Raw genomic sequence first — 13822 nt, forward strand, 5'->3', positions numbered from 1 at the left:
ACGTCGTCGTTCCTGGTCACCGCTTCGGCGTAACCCCCATCAGGGTTGCCATCTGCACGGCGATCGGATTCAGGTTCAATCGATCCGGGTCGGTCTTGGGGGTGGAATCCCAGGGCTGCACGACATTCGGATCGGCCAGATCGGCCTTCGAGCCACCGCGCACGGTGGTCGGGTTACCTTGCGGCACAGTGCACTTCGCGTCCTTGTTGAACGGGAACTCATCGCGGGTGTCGTCGAAGTCCGGGTTCTGCGCCTTCATCTGCTCGAGGATCCGCTGCGTTCCCTCGTAGCCGACGGTACAGGCCGGCGGATTGTTCGCCTCCAGCACGAGACCGAAGTGCGTGGTGCCGTCGCCGGGTGCGGTGGACGAGCCGCCGATGGACAACTGCGGCAGGAACTGCAGCAGCGGGCGGATCGCGTAGAACTTCGGCGAGATGGCCAGCAGCAGCTGGCGCAGGTTGCCGAGGTCCTGGGTGAGCGCACCGCCGCTCTCGCGCAGCAGCGCATCGATCTGCTGGCCCGCGTCGTTGCCGGTGCCGATCAGCCGCCGGATGTCCGGGTCGCTGGAGCGCAGCTGCGCGGTGAGCTTGTCCAGGCCGTCGCTGAACTCACGGATGGCGCCGGACTGCTCGGCCTGGGTGCCCAGCGCGACCCTGCTGTCCCGGATCAGCCGAATGGTCTGCGGCAGCGTCTCGTTGAACGTGGTGGTGAACTTGTTCAGCGAATCGACGAAGACCTGCAGGTCGTCACCCTTGCCGTCGAACGCCTTGCCCAGCTCGCGCACGGTGGTGTTCAGCGCCGCCAGATCGACCGAGCGGGTGAAGGTGTCGACGCTGGCGACCAGCTGCTCCACCGGCACCGGCGTGGTCGCCGAGGTGATCACCGAACCGTCGTGCAGGTAGGGCGAGCCGTCGGTGTCCGGCTGCAGGTCTACGTATTGCTCGCCGATCGCGGAACGGTTGGCCACCACGGCCTTCGCGCTCGCCGGGATCTTCGGCGAACTCGAATCGACGATCAGGTGCAGCACCACACCGTCGCCGGTGAGCTCCAGCTCGCCGACCCGGCCGACCGGCACGCCGCGGTAGGTCACCTCGGCGCCCTTGTAGATGCCGCCGGTCTGCGCGGCCTGCACCTTCACCTCGTACTGACCGAGGCCGACCATGTGGTCAAGCCGGATGTACTTGGCGCCGACGAAGACGACGCCGACCACGGCGACGATGACGAAGGCGATCAACTGCCAACGGACCAGCCTGGTCATCGAGTTCCACCCACTCCCAGTTGCTCGAGAATCGCCCCGACCGGGTTGGGCGGTACGCCCGGCGCGGGCGGCTGCGCCATGTTCGGCGGCAGCGGCAGGATCGACACGGTCGGCCAGCCCGGCCGCGGGCCGTTGCCGTTGTAATACGGGTTCGTCGGATTCACCGGCACCGGCGGGCCGAGCGGCGGGGTGTAGACCGGATCCGGTTTGCCCACACCGAGATTGCTCAGCGTGACGCCGATCTGCTGATCCACCGACAGCCAGGTGTTGACCGACCCGCCGAAGGTGGACTCCAGCGTGGAGTCGGGGAACGGATAGGTCGGGATCAGCGGCAGGGCGGTGATCAGGTCCGGCGCGGCCTTGCCCAGCTCCTGCAGCGTCGGGCGCAGCGAGGTCAGGTCGCGGATCAGGTCGTCCTTGGAGTGCTGGAGCACGTCGAAACCGGCCTGGCCCACGCGATCCAGCTGGGTGAGCAGCCCGACCAGCTGCGGACGCTGCTCCTCCAGGATCCGCACACCCTCCGGCAGCTGGTCCAGGATCTTGCCGATCTGATCGGTCTGCCTGCTCACCCGGCTGCTCAGCACATCGAGCCCGTCGAGGGCCCTGGTGATGTCGTCGACCTGGTCATCGAGGCCCTTGATCAGGATGTTGGCCTGATCGAGCAGCGAACGCACCCGATCCTCCCGACCGCCGATGGTCTTGTTCAGCTCGGTCACGATCGGTTGCAGCTGCGCGACGCCACCGCCGTTGAGCAGCAACGACATCGCGCCGAGCACCTGCTCGATCTCGGTGGCGTGCCGGGTGTGGTCGACCGGGATCACCGAGCCGTCGGTCAGTTTCTTGGTCTCCGGCTCGGCCGCGGGCTTGGACAGCTCGATGAACTTCTCGCCGAGCAGATTCGACTGGCGCACCTCGGCGCGCGCGTTCGCGGGCAGGTCCACCGACGAGTTCACCACGGCCCGCACGGTGGCGGTCCACTGGTCCTTGCCGATCTTGATGTCCTCGACCCGGCCCACCGGCAGGCCCTCGACCTTCACCGCGGACTGCGGCACCAGGTCGAGCACGTCGTCGAACTGGATATCGATGTACATCGGATGGTCGCCCACGTCGGCGCCGCCGGGCAGCGGCACGCTGTAGATGCCGTCGGACGCACACGAGGTGACCAGGGTCGCGGTCACCCCGATGGCCAGCGCGGCACCGAGACCGCGTGTGACGAAACGGATTCGGCTACTCACCGCTCACCTCCCTGCGACGGCGGAAGCCGGTCGGACGGGATGCCGGGCACCGTGCCCGGCACCGGAGCGCGCTGCTCGTTCTCCCCGCTGAGCACGCCGAACGGCAGGATCAGCGTCGGCGTCTGCACGCCGGCGGTGATCTGATCGGAGATCTCCTTGCAGTGCTCGAGGATCGGCCGCATCTGCCTGCCCAGCGCCTCGAACTGCGGATCGCCCGGCCGCAGCTTGGACACGTCGATCAGCTTGCACATCACCCCGAACGGATCCTGCAGGTCGGTGAAGTTGGCGCGCATGTCGAGGGTGCCGGACTCGGCGTTGTGGATGTTGATCAGGTTGCTCAGCGCGAGCGGCAGCACCGGCAGCGCGGCGGCCAGGTCGTCGCGCTGATCCGACAGCGTCTTGGTGAGCGTGACCAGGCCCTCGGCATTGCTGGCGATCAGGTCGCGGTTGTTGTCGATGAACCGGGCGACGTCGCCGAGCGCGACCGACAGCAGGTTCAGCGCGGCGCCGAGATCGCTGCGTTCGCTGGCCAGGAAGCTGGACAGGTCGGCGAGCTGGACGTTGAACTGGCGCACCTGCGCGTCGTTGTCGGCCAGCATGGTGACGAAGTTCTGCAGGTTCTTGACCGTGTCGAAGATGTCGCCGCGCGCGTCGGACAGGTACTTGGCCGCCTTGGACAGCTGGGTGAGGCTGTTGGCGAGGGCCTCACCGTTGCCGTCCAGGTTCGCCGCGCCGGTGCGCACCAGCTGGTTGACCGCGCCGTCCTTGTTCGCGCCGTTGGGGCCCAGCGCATCCGAGAGCTCGGTGATGCTCTTGTACAGCTGGTCCACCTCGACCGGGGTGACCGTGCGGTCGCGCGGAATCGTCGCGGTGCGCGGCATCTTGTCCCCGCCGGTGTAGACCGGGGTGAGCTGGATGTAGCGGTCGGACACGATCGACGGCGTGATCTGCGCGGCCCTGGCGTTCGCGGGGATGTCGAAGGAGCGATCGACACTCATCACGATCTTGACCTGATCGCCTTGCGGCTCAACCGAATCCACCCGGCCGACCGGCACGCCGAGCACCCGCACGTCCGAGCCCTCGTAGATGCCGACCGAGCGATCGAAATAGGCGGTGATCTTGGTGGTGGTCAGCCGATCGACCGTCCACCACAGCACGCCGGCGGCGACCACGGCCACCACCAGGACGAGCGCGATGGTGATCTTGGTGCCGCGCCCCGAATTGCGCAGCGCCTGCAACCGGTCCGCCATGTCAGTTACCTCCCATGTTGCGGATCGGCGGACGGGCGCCGGGGATCTCCGGCAGCGCGGGCGGGATCAGGTTGACGATCACCGCGTCGAACCAGCGGCCGGTGCCGAGCACGTTGGCGTAGATCCCGTAGAACGGGGCCGCCAGCTCCAGGGTCTTGGAGATGTTCTGCTGGTTGGCATTCAGCAGATCGATCGAGCCGCGCAGGTTCTTCAGCGCCGGCCCGATCTGCTCCTCGTTGTCGTGCACCAGCGCGGTGAGCTCCGCGGACACCGTCTTGGCGCCGGAGAGCAACTGCGCGATCGATTGCTGCCGAATGTTGAGCTCGGCCAGCAACTGCCCGCCGTTGGCCAGCAGCCGCTCGAACTCCGCGTTGCGATCGGCCAGCACCTTGGTGGTCTGCCTGGTCGCGGCGAACAGCTTCTTCAGCTCCTCGTCCCGCTTGGCCAGCGTCTCCGACAGCCGGGCGACGCCGTCGATCGAGCCGCGCAGCTCCGGCGGCGTGGTGGCGAACGCGTCGGAGAGCACCCGCATGCTGGTGGCCAGCTGGGCGGTGTCGATCTGGTCGATGTTCTTCGCCGCGTCGGTGAACGCGTCCACCACGTCGTACGGAGCGACGGTGCGGGACAACGGAATCCGGCTCGCCGGGTCGGCGGCGCGGGAGCCCTTCGGGTCCAGCGCCAGGTACTTCTGGCCGAGCACGGTCTTGATCTGGATCGAGGCGGTGGTCTCGCTGCCGATCCAGGCGTCCTGGGTGCGGAAGTCGACGAGCACCTTGGGTCCGTCGAGGCGCACATCGGACACCGAGCCGACCTTCACGCCCGCGATGCGGACCTCGTTGCCCTTCTTCAGGCCCGCGGCCTCGGAGAATTCGGCGGTGTACTTGGTGCCGGCACCGATGATCGGCAGCCGGTCCAGGAAGAACGCGGACACCGTCACCAGCAGCACCATGACCAGGCCGAGCACGCCCATGAAGACGGGGCTGCGGCGTCCGAGCAGAATCCGGTCGTCCATCAGCGGGCCTTCCCGGAGCAGCGCGGCGCGGCATTGGTGTAGATGGGCTGGTTGATCGTCGGCAGTCCGGCGGGCAGGTTCAGGTTCGGGGCGTCCGCCGTGCCCGGCCCGACGACGATGTCGATACCGCACAGATAGAACTGGAACCAGGAGCCGTAACTGCCCACCCGGCCGAGCTTTTCCATCTTGATCGGCAGGTTGCGCAGGACGTCGTTCACGTCGTCCTGGCGATCGTTGATGGTGCCGGCCAGCTGATTCAGCCCGGCGATCGAGCCCTGCAGCGTCGGGCGCACCGGCACGAGCAGATCGGCGGTGGCCGAAGCCAGGTTGCCGAGCGAGGTGACCGAGCGGCCGATCGTGTCGCGTTCCGCGGACAGGCCGCTGACCAGCGCCTCGGTGTTGACGATCAACTTGTCGAACTGATCGTCACGCTGGTTGACCGTGTCGAGCACCGCGGTCAGGTTGCGCACCAGTTCACCGATCACCGCGTCCTTGTCCGCGATCTTGTTGGTCAGGCTCGCGGTGGTGGCGACCAGGTCGTGGATGGTGCCCTGCTCGCCCTGGAACACCTGGATGATCTCGAAGGAGAGCTTGTTCACGTCGTCGGCGGTCAGCGTGCGGAACAGCGGACGGAATCCGTTGAACAGTGTGGTCAGGTTGAGCGCGGGATTGGTGCGCTCGAGCGGAATCGTGCCGCCCTCGTTGAGCTTTCGGCCCTGCTCGCCGGTGCCCTGCTCCAGCGCGATGTAGCGCTGGCCGACCAGGTTGCGGTAGCGGATGCTCGCGGTCGTCGAGGCGGGCAGCCAATTGCGGTCGGTGAGTTCGAAACTCACCTCGGCCAGGCGCTTGTCCACGATCGCGATGTTGGTGACCTTGCCGATCCGCACACCGGCGACGCGCACCTCGTCACCCTTGTTCAGCGAGGTGACGTCGGTGAAGCGAGCCTTGAACTTGGTGCCGTTGCCGCTGTAGTTCGCGATGGACAGCGCGAGCACCGTGGTCGCGAACACGGTTACGACGACGAAGATGACCAGCTTGGTGAGCGGGCCACCGAGGCCACGGAGTCGCTGCTTCATCGAACGCTCACCTCGCTACCCCGGAACGCGGGCGCGCCGGCCCTGGTCACCCAGCTCGGCACCTGGTCGGGCGCAACGCCATTGGCGGCGCCGTAGATCGCGCCGAGCGACTGCTGCTCGACCGGCGACCCGGCGATGGTCGGCACGCGACCGGCCGGGTAGACGCCGAACTGCGGCGGCGACATCTTGCCGGTCTCCAGATCGCCGGGATTACGGCTCGGCACCGCGTAGGAGCCGTCGTTGTTCGCGCCGCCGGTGTACTGGCCGGGGTCGACGCCGAGCGGCTTCTCCGGAATACACCACGGGCCGCGGTCGTCGAGCCAGCGCGGCTCGTCCTGATTCGGCAGGTACTTGCCGCGCGGGTTGGTCAGCTCGATGCTCACCCGGGTGCCCGGATTCTTGGTGCCCTTGCCGAGGATCTCGTCGATGCGCGGCTTGAGCTGAGCGAAGTTCGCCATCACGCACGGGAAGGTCGGCGAGTAGGTGGCCAGCTGCTCGAGCAGCGGACGGGAGTCGGCGGACAGGTCGATGATGTTGTCCCGGTTGGCCACCAGGAAATCGGCGCTGTTCGAGGAGGCGGGGGTCAGCACGGCGTACAGCGAGTCGATGTCGAAGCGCCGTTGCACGATGGTCGCGTTGGTGGTGCGCAGGTTGTCCAGCGCGTTCACCAGCTGCGGCGCGGCGTCGGCGTAGGTGGCGGCCACCTCGGCGAAGCTGCGCAGGTCCGCCTGCAGGTCGGGCAGCACGCCGTTGACCTGACGGAAGATGTTGTCCAGCTTGTCCACGCTCTCGCCGAGCGCCAGACCCTGACCGGACAGCGCCTGCGACAGCGCGCCGAGGGTGGCGGCGAGATCCTGCGGCGGGATCGCCTGCAGCAGCGGCATCAGGTCGTCGAGCAGCTTGCTCAGCTCGATGGCGTTGCCGCTCTTGTCCTGCTGCAGGGTCACCCCGTCGGTCAGGTGCTTCGCGCTGCGATCGGCGGGAATCATCAGGTCCACGTATCGCTCGCCGAACAGCGTCTTCGGCAGCAGCCGCGCGGTCGCGTTGGCGGGGATCTGATCGGCCTTGTCCGGGTGGATGGCCAGATGCAGGGTCACCTTGCCGTTCTCGGAATTGCTCGACCGGACGTCGCCGACGGTGATGCCGCGGACCTTCACGTCCGCGTTCTTGGTGAGCGCGTTGCCCACGCTGTCGGTGACCAGGTCGACGTCGACCGTCTTCACGAACTGCTTGTTGTAGATCGCGATGGTGGTCGCGAGAAACAGCGCGACCACCACGAAGAACGCGATGCCGAGCAGCCGGACGCGGAGCTTCTCGGTGGACCGCCAAGCCTGCACACCGCGGGTCATCCGGCCACCCGCACCGTCGTGGTCGTCCCCCAAATAGCCAGGCTGAGGAAGAAATCGAGCACATTGACCAGCACGATCGCCGCGCGCACCGCGCGACCCACCGCGACGCCGACGCCGGCCGGTCCGCCGGTGGCGTGGAAGCCGTAGTAGCAGTGCACCATGATGATCACGAACGCGAACACCAGCACCTTGACGAACGAATAGAGCACGTCCTCAGGTGGCAGGAACAGGCTGAAGTAGTGGTCGTAGGACCCACTGGACTGCCCGTTGAACCAGATGCTGATCATCCGCGAGGCCAGGAACGTGCCGAGCAGGCCGACGATGTAGAGCGGGATCACGGCGAGGAAGCCGGCGATCACCCGGGTGGTGACCAGGAACGGCACGCCGGGCACCGCCATCACCTCGAGCGCGTCGATCTCCTCGGAGATCCGCATGGCGCCGAGCTGCGCGGTGAAACCACAGCCCACCGTCGCCGACAACGCCAAAGCCGCGACCAGCGGGGCGATTTCGCGGGTGTTGATGTAGGCGGTGAGGAAGCCGGTCAGCACCGAGCTGCCGAGCGCGTCCAGCGCCTTGAAGCCCTGCAGGCCGACCACGACGCCGACCGAACCGGACATGAACACGATGACGCCGATGGTGCCGCCGATCACCGCGAGCGCGCCGCTGCCGAAGGTCACCTCGGCGAGCAGCCGCATGACCTCCTTGCGGTAATGCACGGCGGTGCGCGGGATCCAGGCGATGGCACGGGTGTAGAACGACATCTGCTCGCCGGCCCGATCGATCACCTTCAGCGGTGAACGCGCGATACTGCCCGCCCGGCGAAGCGATTTGGCGAGAGCGGGGTTGCGGTACTGGGTGGCCACCGGTCAGGCGCCCTTGGCCGGGACGACCTGCAGGTACACCAGGGTGAGAATGAGGTTCACGAAGAACAGCACCAAGAACGTGATCACCACGGATTGGTTCACCGCTTCACCTACTCCCTTCGGGCCACCCTTGGGGTGCAGACCCTTGTATGCGGCGATCACACCGGCTATCAGACCGAACACCAGCGCCTTGAACTCACCGATCCACAGGTCCGGCAGCTGCGCCAGCGCGGAGAACGAGGCGAGGTACGCGCCGGGCGTGCCGCCTTGCAGCAGCACATTGAAGAAATAACCGCCCGCGATGCCGACCACCGACACCAGGCCGTTGAGCAGCAGCGCCACCACGGTCATGCCGAGCACGCGGGGCACGACCAGCTTGTGCACCGGATCGACGCCGAGCACTTCCAGCGCGTCGATCTCCTCACGGATGGTGCGCGAGCCGAGATCGGCGGCGACCGCCGACCCGGCCGCGCCCGCGATGATCAGCGCCGTGACGATCGGCGCCGCCTGCTGCACGGTGGCGAGCACACTGGTTGCGCCGGTGAAGGATTCGGCACCGAGCTGTTTGATGAGCGAGCCGGTCTGCAGCGCGACGACCGCGCCGAAGGGGATAGCGACGAGTGCGCTGGGCAGGATCGAGACACTCGCGATGAACCACGACTGCTCGATGAACTCCCGCCACTCGAACGGCCGGCGGAACGTCTTGCGCAGCACGTCCACGAACAGCGCAAAGATGTTGCCGGCCTGGCCAAACCCCGACTCCAGAGGAGTCCGCAATCGCGCCAGGGAGGAATTCACGATCGCAGATGTTACCCGTTAGTTGTGTTGTGTCGAGTGGTGGTCTCGTACGCGCCGCCCTGGTAACCACCCAGGTCGCTGTTGTTGTACGCGAGCACCTGCGTCTCGTCGTTCTGATCAAGTGATTCGCGAATCGCGGTTTGCGCCGCGTGCGGCAGGGTGTGCATGATCTCGCGGACCCGCTCCTTGCGGCGGTTGACTGCCTGCCGGACCGGCATGCCGGGGGTGGCCTGCATCTGCGGGATGATGCCCTCGACCTCTTCGGCGCCGCCGTGGTGATGGCCGCCGTCGAACATCGCTTGCTCGCGGGCCATCTGGGCCTCGTCCTTCTCCTCGGACATGCCGATCGGGCCCTGCATTCGTCCGTTGAGGAACTGCTTGACCACGGGCTCGTCGGAGGTCAGCAGGACCTCGCGCGGGCCGAACATGACCAGCTGGCGGCGGAACATCATGCCGATGTTGTCCGGCACGGTGCGGGCCAGGTTGATGTTGTGCGTGACGATCAGGATGGTGGCGTCGATCTGCGCGTTGATATCGATCAGCAGCTGGCTGATGTAGGCGGTGCGCACCGGGTCGAGGCCGGAGTCCGGCTCGTCGACGAGGATGATCTGCGGGTCGAGCACGAGGGCGCGGGCCAGTCCGGCACGCTTGCGCATACCGCCGGAGATCTCGCCGGGTAGCTTGTCTTCGGCCCCGAGCAGACCGGTCAGCTCCAGCTTCTCCATGACGATCTTGCGAATCTCGGATTCCGGCTTCTTCGTGTGCTCACGAAGCGGGAACGCGACATTGTCGAAAAGGTTCATCGAGCCGAACAGCGCGCCGTCCTGGAACAGCACGCCGAAGAGCTTGCGGATCTCGTAGAGGTCCTTGTTCGAGCAGGTGGTGATATCGGTGTCGCCGACGAAGATCGAGCCGCGCTCCGGGCGCAGCAGGCCGATCAGCGACTTGAGGAAGACCGACTTACCGGTACCCGACGGGCCCAGCAGTGCGCTGACCTCACCGGTCGGCAAGGTCAGGGAGACATCCTGCCAAATTCGCTGGGATCCGAAGGACTTGGTAATACCTTCGGTTCTGACCTCGACGCCCACGCCAACCTCCACAATTTCTCAGCGAGCTGCCCACCAGCTAACCGCGTGCTCGGTCTCGCGGTGTGTCACGTCACAGTGGGTCGGGCCACTGTATCTCAAGAGCGAGACGGGGCACACCCCAACCTGACTGAAGAGTAACCCCGTTTCATTCGCTATTTCCGCATTGTTGGCGCAGGTCGCCACAAATAGCAAACGGGCGGCCCCCAAGAGGGGACCGCCCGTCGGCGATGTGGCCTCGAGCATTCGCTTTCGCGAGCGCTCTGAACGGCCGGGAATTACTTGACCGAGACCTTGGCGCCGGCCTCTTCCAGCTTCGCCTTGGCAGCCTCGGCGGCATCCTTGGCGACCTTCTCCAGGATGGCCTTCGGCGCGCCCTCGACGAGGTCCTTGGCTTCCTTCAGGCCCAGGCCGGAGACGATCTCGCGGACCACCTTGATGACCTGGATCTTCTTGTCGCCCGCACCCTCGAGGATGACGTCGAACTCGTCCTGCTCCTCGACGGCGTCCGCAACGGCGCCCGGGCCGGCCGGACCGGCGACGGCGACCGGAGCGGCGGCGGTGACCTCGAACTTCTCTTCGAACTTCTTGACGAAGTCCGACAGCTCGAGCAGGGTCATGTTGCCGAAGGTCTCCAGCAGTTCGTCAACGTTGGCCATGATGTTGTTCCTTTCGGTAGTTGTTGTCTATGAGGGCGACGCGCACGCGAACACCCGCACGGGGGTTATTCCGCGGCAGCGGTTTCGCCACCGGCTTCGGCCTGCTTCTTCTCCACGAGCGCGGCGGCGAGGCGAGCCACCTGCGACGCGGGAGCGTTGAACAGACCGGCGGCCTTCGCCATGTTGCCCTTCATCGCACCGGCCAGCTTGGCCAGCAGGACCTCGCGGGACTCCAGGTCGGCGATTTTCTCGACCTCGGACACGGACAGCGGCGCGCCGTCCATGTAGCCGCCCTTGATGATGAGCGCCTTGTTGTCCTTCGCGAAGGTCTTGAGGGCCTTCGCCGCGGTGACAGGCTCGCCGCTGATGAAGGTGATCGCGGTCGGTCCGACGAACAGATCGTCGAGGCCTTCCACGCCAGCTTCGGCAGCAGCGCGCTTGACCAGGGTGTTCTTGGCGACGGAGTACGTGGCTTCGGCGCCCAGCGCGCGGCGCAGCTCGGTGAGCTTGCCGACCGACAGTCCACGGTATTCCGTGACCACAGTGGCAGTGGAGCTCTTGAACTGCTCCGCGATCTCCTCGACCGCAGTGACCTTCTCGGGTTTTGCCATACTTCGCCTCCTCTCTGATGGTCGGTTCGAAACGGACTACCGATCAGGGGACGGCGACAAAACAAACGCCCCGGACGCAGGGCGTTCCGGGGCGCACAAATAACTCACGGCCTCGGTTCTCCCTGCGTGGGCCGCCGGCAATGTCGCCGGACCTTCGATCGAACCCATGCGGGCTCGACGACCAACGGTCTTCGGTAGAACGGATTGGGTAGGAATCGAACTAGTCGATAACTGTCATCCAATGTACCTGGACCACCCCCCAACTGCCAAAACGGGGTGCGCCCGAACGCAATCGGCACCATTCAGCGACCGAATCGACGTGCCGCTCGTCACATCCGGCCGCGCGATGTGTCCGAGATCGCCGCCCGAAGGTGTTACCAACGGTGACAGTTACTGTTTGACTGCTCAACTATGGCAACCTCCATAGTCGATCCACCGGTGCTGCTGGAACGACGTAACCAGCGCTTTCTCGCCTTGGCCGTGATCTGCCTGGCTGAGCTGCTAGTCGTCCTGGACAACACCATCGTGAACGTGGCACTGCCCTCCATCGGGGTGCAGCTGCACACTGGCGTCAGCGGCCTGCAATGGGTCGTCGACGCGTACACCCTCACCTTCGCGGGCCTGTTGCTCGCGTTCGGCAATCTCGGCGATCGGCTCGGCCGCCGCCGGGTGATGATGGTCGGCCTGGTCGGCGTCGGCGCCATGTCGGTGGCCGGCGCGCTGTCCGGCACGATGGGCGGGGTGATCGCCGCCCGCGCCGCGATGGGCGTGTTCGCCGCGGCCGTGTTCCCCGCGACGCTGGCCCTGATCATCAACATCTTCCACGACAAACGCGAACGGGCCCTGGCCATCGCGGCATGGACCGCGATGGCCGGCTTCGCCATCGCGATCGGCCCGATCTCCGGCGGCTGGCTGCTCGAGCACTTCACCTGGCACTCGGTCTTCTGGATCAATGTGCCGGTGGCACTGATCGCACTGGTGGCGACGCTGCTCTGGGTGCCGGAATCGCGCTCCACCACCGTCGGCCGGCTCGATCTGCCCGGCATCGGATTGTCCATCGCGGGCATCACGCTGGTGGTCTGGTCCATCATCGAGGCGCCGCGCTTCGGCTGGCTGTCCACCACCACGGTGGGCGCCGGCGCGGTCGGCCTCATCCTGCTCGTCGCCTTCGTCGTCTGGGAATTGCGCACTGCCGCACCGATTCTCGATATGACGCTGTTCCGCAATCGGCGATTCTCGATGCCCGCCCTGTCGATTGCGGTCTGCTACTTCTCGATGTTCGGATTCCTTTTCCTCATCACCCAGTATTTCCAAGGGGTGCGCGAATACACGCCGCTCGAATTCGGTATTGCCTCACTGCCTTTCGCGTTTTCGGTGGCAATCGGCGCACCGATCGCCACCTTGCTCGCGCAGCGATTCGGGCCTACTCCGGTGATCGTGATCGGCCTGCTGAGCACCGGGCTCGGTCTGTATCTGGGCGGTCAGGTGACGGTGGACAGCCCGTATGTCACCGACGTGCTGCCCGCGATGGTGTTCATGGCGCTCGGCGTCGGCATCGTCCAGGGACCGGCCACCGAATCGATCATGGGCTCGCTGCCGCTGAACGAGGCGGGCGCCGGATCCGCGGTGAACGACACCACCAGGGAGATCGGCGGCACCCTCGGCGTCGCGGTGCTCGGCTCGATCGTGGCGTCGTATTACACGACCAGGATCGCCCCGCGCATCGACGCGCTGCCGGCCAGCCTGATGAGCGAGAACGAGAAGGGGCTGGTGAAATCAAGCCCGCTCAGCGTGCTGGAGATCCGCAAGCGCCCGCTCTCCCCGTTCTTCGAGAGCCAGCGGGAGAACCTCATCGTCGCCATGAAGACGGCCGCACTGCAGGGCTCGCACACGGCGTCGCTGGTCGCGGCGGCCGCGGTGGTGGTGTGCGCGGTCGTGGTGGCGATCTTCCTGCCGTGGGGCGCGCCGGAGGGTGAGTCGGTGCTGCTCGCCTGGCGGAAAGAAGCGCAACCGCAGGAGGATTCGGCCGGCTGAGGCCGGTTGCGGCGGCCGGGATTCGGCGGATCCCGGCCTTTGCCGTGGATCAGGCAGTCGCCCTGGCGACCAGCCGGTTCAGCGCTGCCGCGGCGCCGGTACGGAATTCGGCGGTGGTGACCAGCCCGTCCGGTCCGACGTCGTCGCGGCCGACCGGCAGCCGGACGCACTCGTCGGGGACCACGTCCGCGCCCACGTAACCCAGGACCAAGGCCAGCGTCGCGACGGCGCCTTCGCCACGGCCGGGCGCGGCCACCGTGATCCAGGCGGTCGGCTTCTCGTACAGATCGGCATTGCCGACGGTCCAGTCGAGCAGGTTCTTCAGGCTCCCCGGCAGCGTCCCCGCGTATTCGGGGGTGCAGAACAGCACCGCGTCGGCCTGCGAAAGCTGTTCGCGCAGTGCGAGAACCGACGGGTGCCCGGTGCCGTCGTCGTCCGGGTCGAAGGCGGGCAGTGCGGCGAGGCCGTCGAACCAGCGCGCGTCCACGTCGCCGGTGGCCAACGTCTGCACCGTGCGCAGGGCAGCGGAATTGGTCGAAGCACCGCGCGTGCTCCCGGAGATGAGCAGGACAACCGTCACGTCAGGGCCAAC

The 13822-nt window shown here is 66.6% G+C and carries 13 protein-coding genes; 1 reads left to right on the forward strand and 12 read right to left on the reverse strand.

All coding sequences use genetic code 11. From position 1 onward, the window contains the following. Nucleotides 1-16 precede the first annotated feature (16 nt). From ACFYO1_RS20570 to rplJ, 11 genes are all read right to left on the reverse strand, one after another. On the reverse strand, nucleotides 17-1258 hold the full coding sequence (locus ACFYO1_RS20570; RefSeq protein WP_387233175.1) for an MCE family protein: 1242 nt from the start codon (nucleotides 1256-1258) through the stop codon (nucleotides 17-19). Beyond that, nucleotides 1255-2493: an MCE family protein gene (locus ACFYO1_RS20575; protein WP_387233177.1), complete on the reverse strand. Its 1239-nt coding sequence runs from the start codon at nucleotides 2491-2493 to the stop codon at nucleotides 1255-1257. Before ACFYO1_RS20575 ends, ACFYO1_RS20570 begins: the two co-directional genes overlap by 4 nt. Beyond that, nucleotides 2490-3743 (reverse strand): MCE family protein, encoded by a 1254-nt coding sequence (locus ACFYO1_RS20580; protein ID WP_387233180.1) that lies wholly within the window; start codon nucleotides 3741-3743, stop codon nucleotides 2490-2492. The genes ACFYO1_RS20575 and ACFYO1_RS20580 overlap by 4 nt, the downstream gene beginning before the upstream one ends. 1 nt (nucleotide 3744) lies before the next feature. Next, nucleotides 3745-4755 carry an MCE family protein gene (locus ACFYO1_RS20585; RefSeq protein WP_387233183.1) on the reverse strand — a complete coding sequence of 337 codons (1011 nt, stop codon included), beginning with the start codon at nucleotides 4753-4755 and terminating at the stop codon, nucleotides 3745-3747. Further along, nucleotides 4755-5831, reverse strand: a complete 1077-nt coding sequence (locus ACFYO1_RS20590; protein WP_387233186.1) for an MCE family protein — start codon at nucleotides 5829-5831, stop codon at nucleotides 4755-4757. Before ACFYO1_RS20590 ends, ACFYO1_RS20585 begins: the two co-directional genes overlap by 1 nt. Continuing rightward, nucleotides 5828-7180 (reverse strand): MCE family protein, encoded by a 1353-nt coding sequence (locus ACFYO1_RS20595; RefSeq protein ID WP_387235249.1) that lies wholly within the window; start codon nucleotides 7178-7180, stop codon nucleotides 5828-5830. Before ACFYO1_RS20595 ends, ACFYO1_RS20590 begins: the two co-directional genes overlap by 4 nt. Then, nucleotides 7177-7941: an ABC transporter permease gene (locus tag ACFYO1_RS20600; RefSeq protein ID WP_223884852.1), complete on the reverse strand. Its 765-nt coding sequence runs from the start codon at nucleotides 7939-7941 to the stop codon at nucleotides 7177-7179. Before ACFYO1_RS20600 ends, ACFYO1_RS20595 begins: the two co-directional genes overlap by 4 nt. 105 nt (nucleotides 7942-8046) lie before the next feature. Continuing rightward, the gene (locus ACFYO1_RS20605) at nucleotides 8047-8841 is read right to left on the reverse strand and encodes an ABC transporter permease (protein WP_150399750.1); all 795 of its coding nucleotides are present in this window, start codon (nucleotides 8839-8841) and stop codon (nucleotides 8047-8049) included. Between the two features lie 11 nt (nucleotides 8842-8852). Next, nucleotides 8853-9929, reverse strand: a complete 1077-nt coding sequence (locus ACFYO1_RS20610; RefSeq protein WP_387233190.1) for an ABC transporter ATP-binding protein — start codon at nucleotides 9927-9929, stop codon at nucleotides 8853-8855. A 275-nt stretch (nucleotides 9930-10204) separates the two neighbouring features. Then, nucleotides 10205-10585, reverse strand: a complete 381-nt coding sequence (gene rplL / locus ACFYO1_RS20615; protein ID WP_378723419.1) for a 50S ribosomal protein L7/L12 — start codon at nucleotides 10583-10585, stop codon at nucleotides 10205-10207. A gap of 65 nt (nucleotides 10586-10650) precedes the next feature. Beyond that, a complete protein-coding gene (gene rplJ, locus ACFYO1_RS20620; RefSeq protein ID WP_150399753.1) occupies nucleotides 10651-11196 on the reverse strand; it encodes a 50S ribosomal protein L10 in 546 nt (181 codons plus the stop codon). 411 nt (nucleotides 11197-11607) lie between these two features. Between rplJ and ACFYO1_RS20625 the strand changes: the two genes are divergently transcribed. Continuing rightward, nucleotides 11608-13230 (forward strand): MFS transporter, encoded by a 1623-nt coding sequence (locus ACFYO1_RS20625; RefSeq protein ID WP_387233195.1) that lies wholly within the window; start codon nucleotides 11608-11610, stop codon nucleotides 13228-13230. A gap of 49 nt (nucleotides 13231-13279) precedes the next feature. Here ACFYO1_RS20625 and ACFYO1_RS20630 read toward each other — a convergent pair whose 3' ends face one another. Next, a complete protein-coding gene (locus ACFYO1_RS20630) occupies nucleotides 13280-13810 on the reverse strand; it encodes an NADPH-dependent FMN reductase (protein ID WP_387233198.1) in 531 nt (176 codons plus the stop codon). Nucleotides 13811-13822: the final 12 nt, after the last annotated feature.

The organism is Nocardia sp. NPDC006044 (genome assembly GCF_042871115.1).
In the GTDB taxonomy this organism is placed as follows: Bacteria; Actinomycetota; Actinomycetes; order Mycobacteriales; family Mycobacteriaceae; genus Nocardia.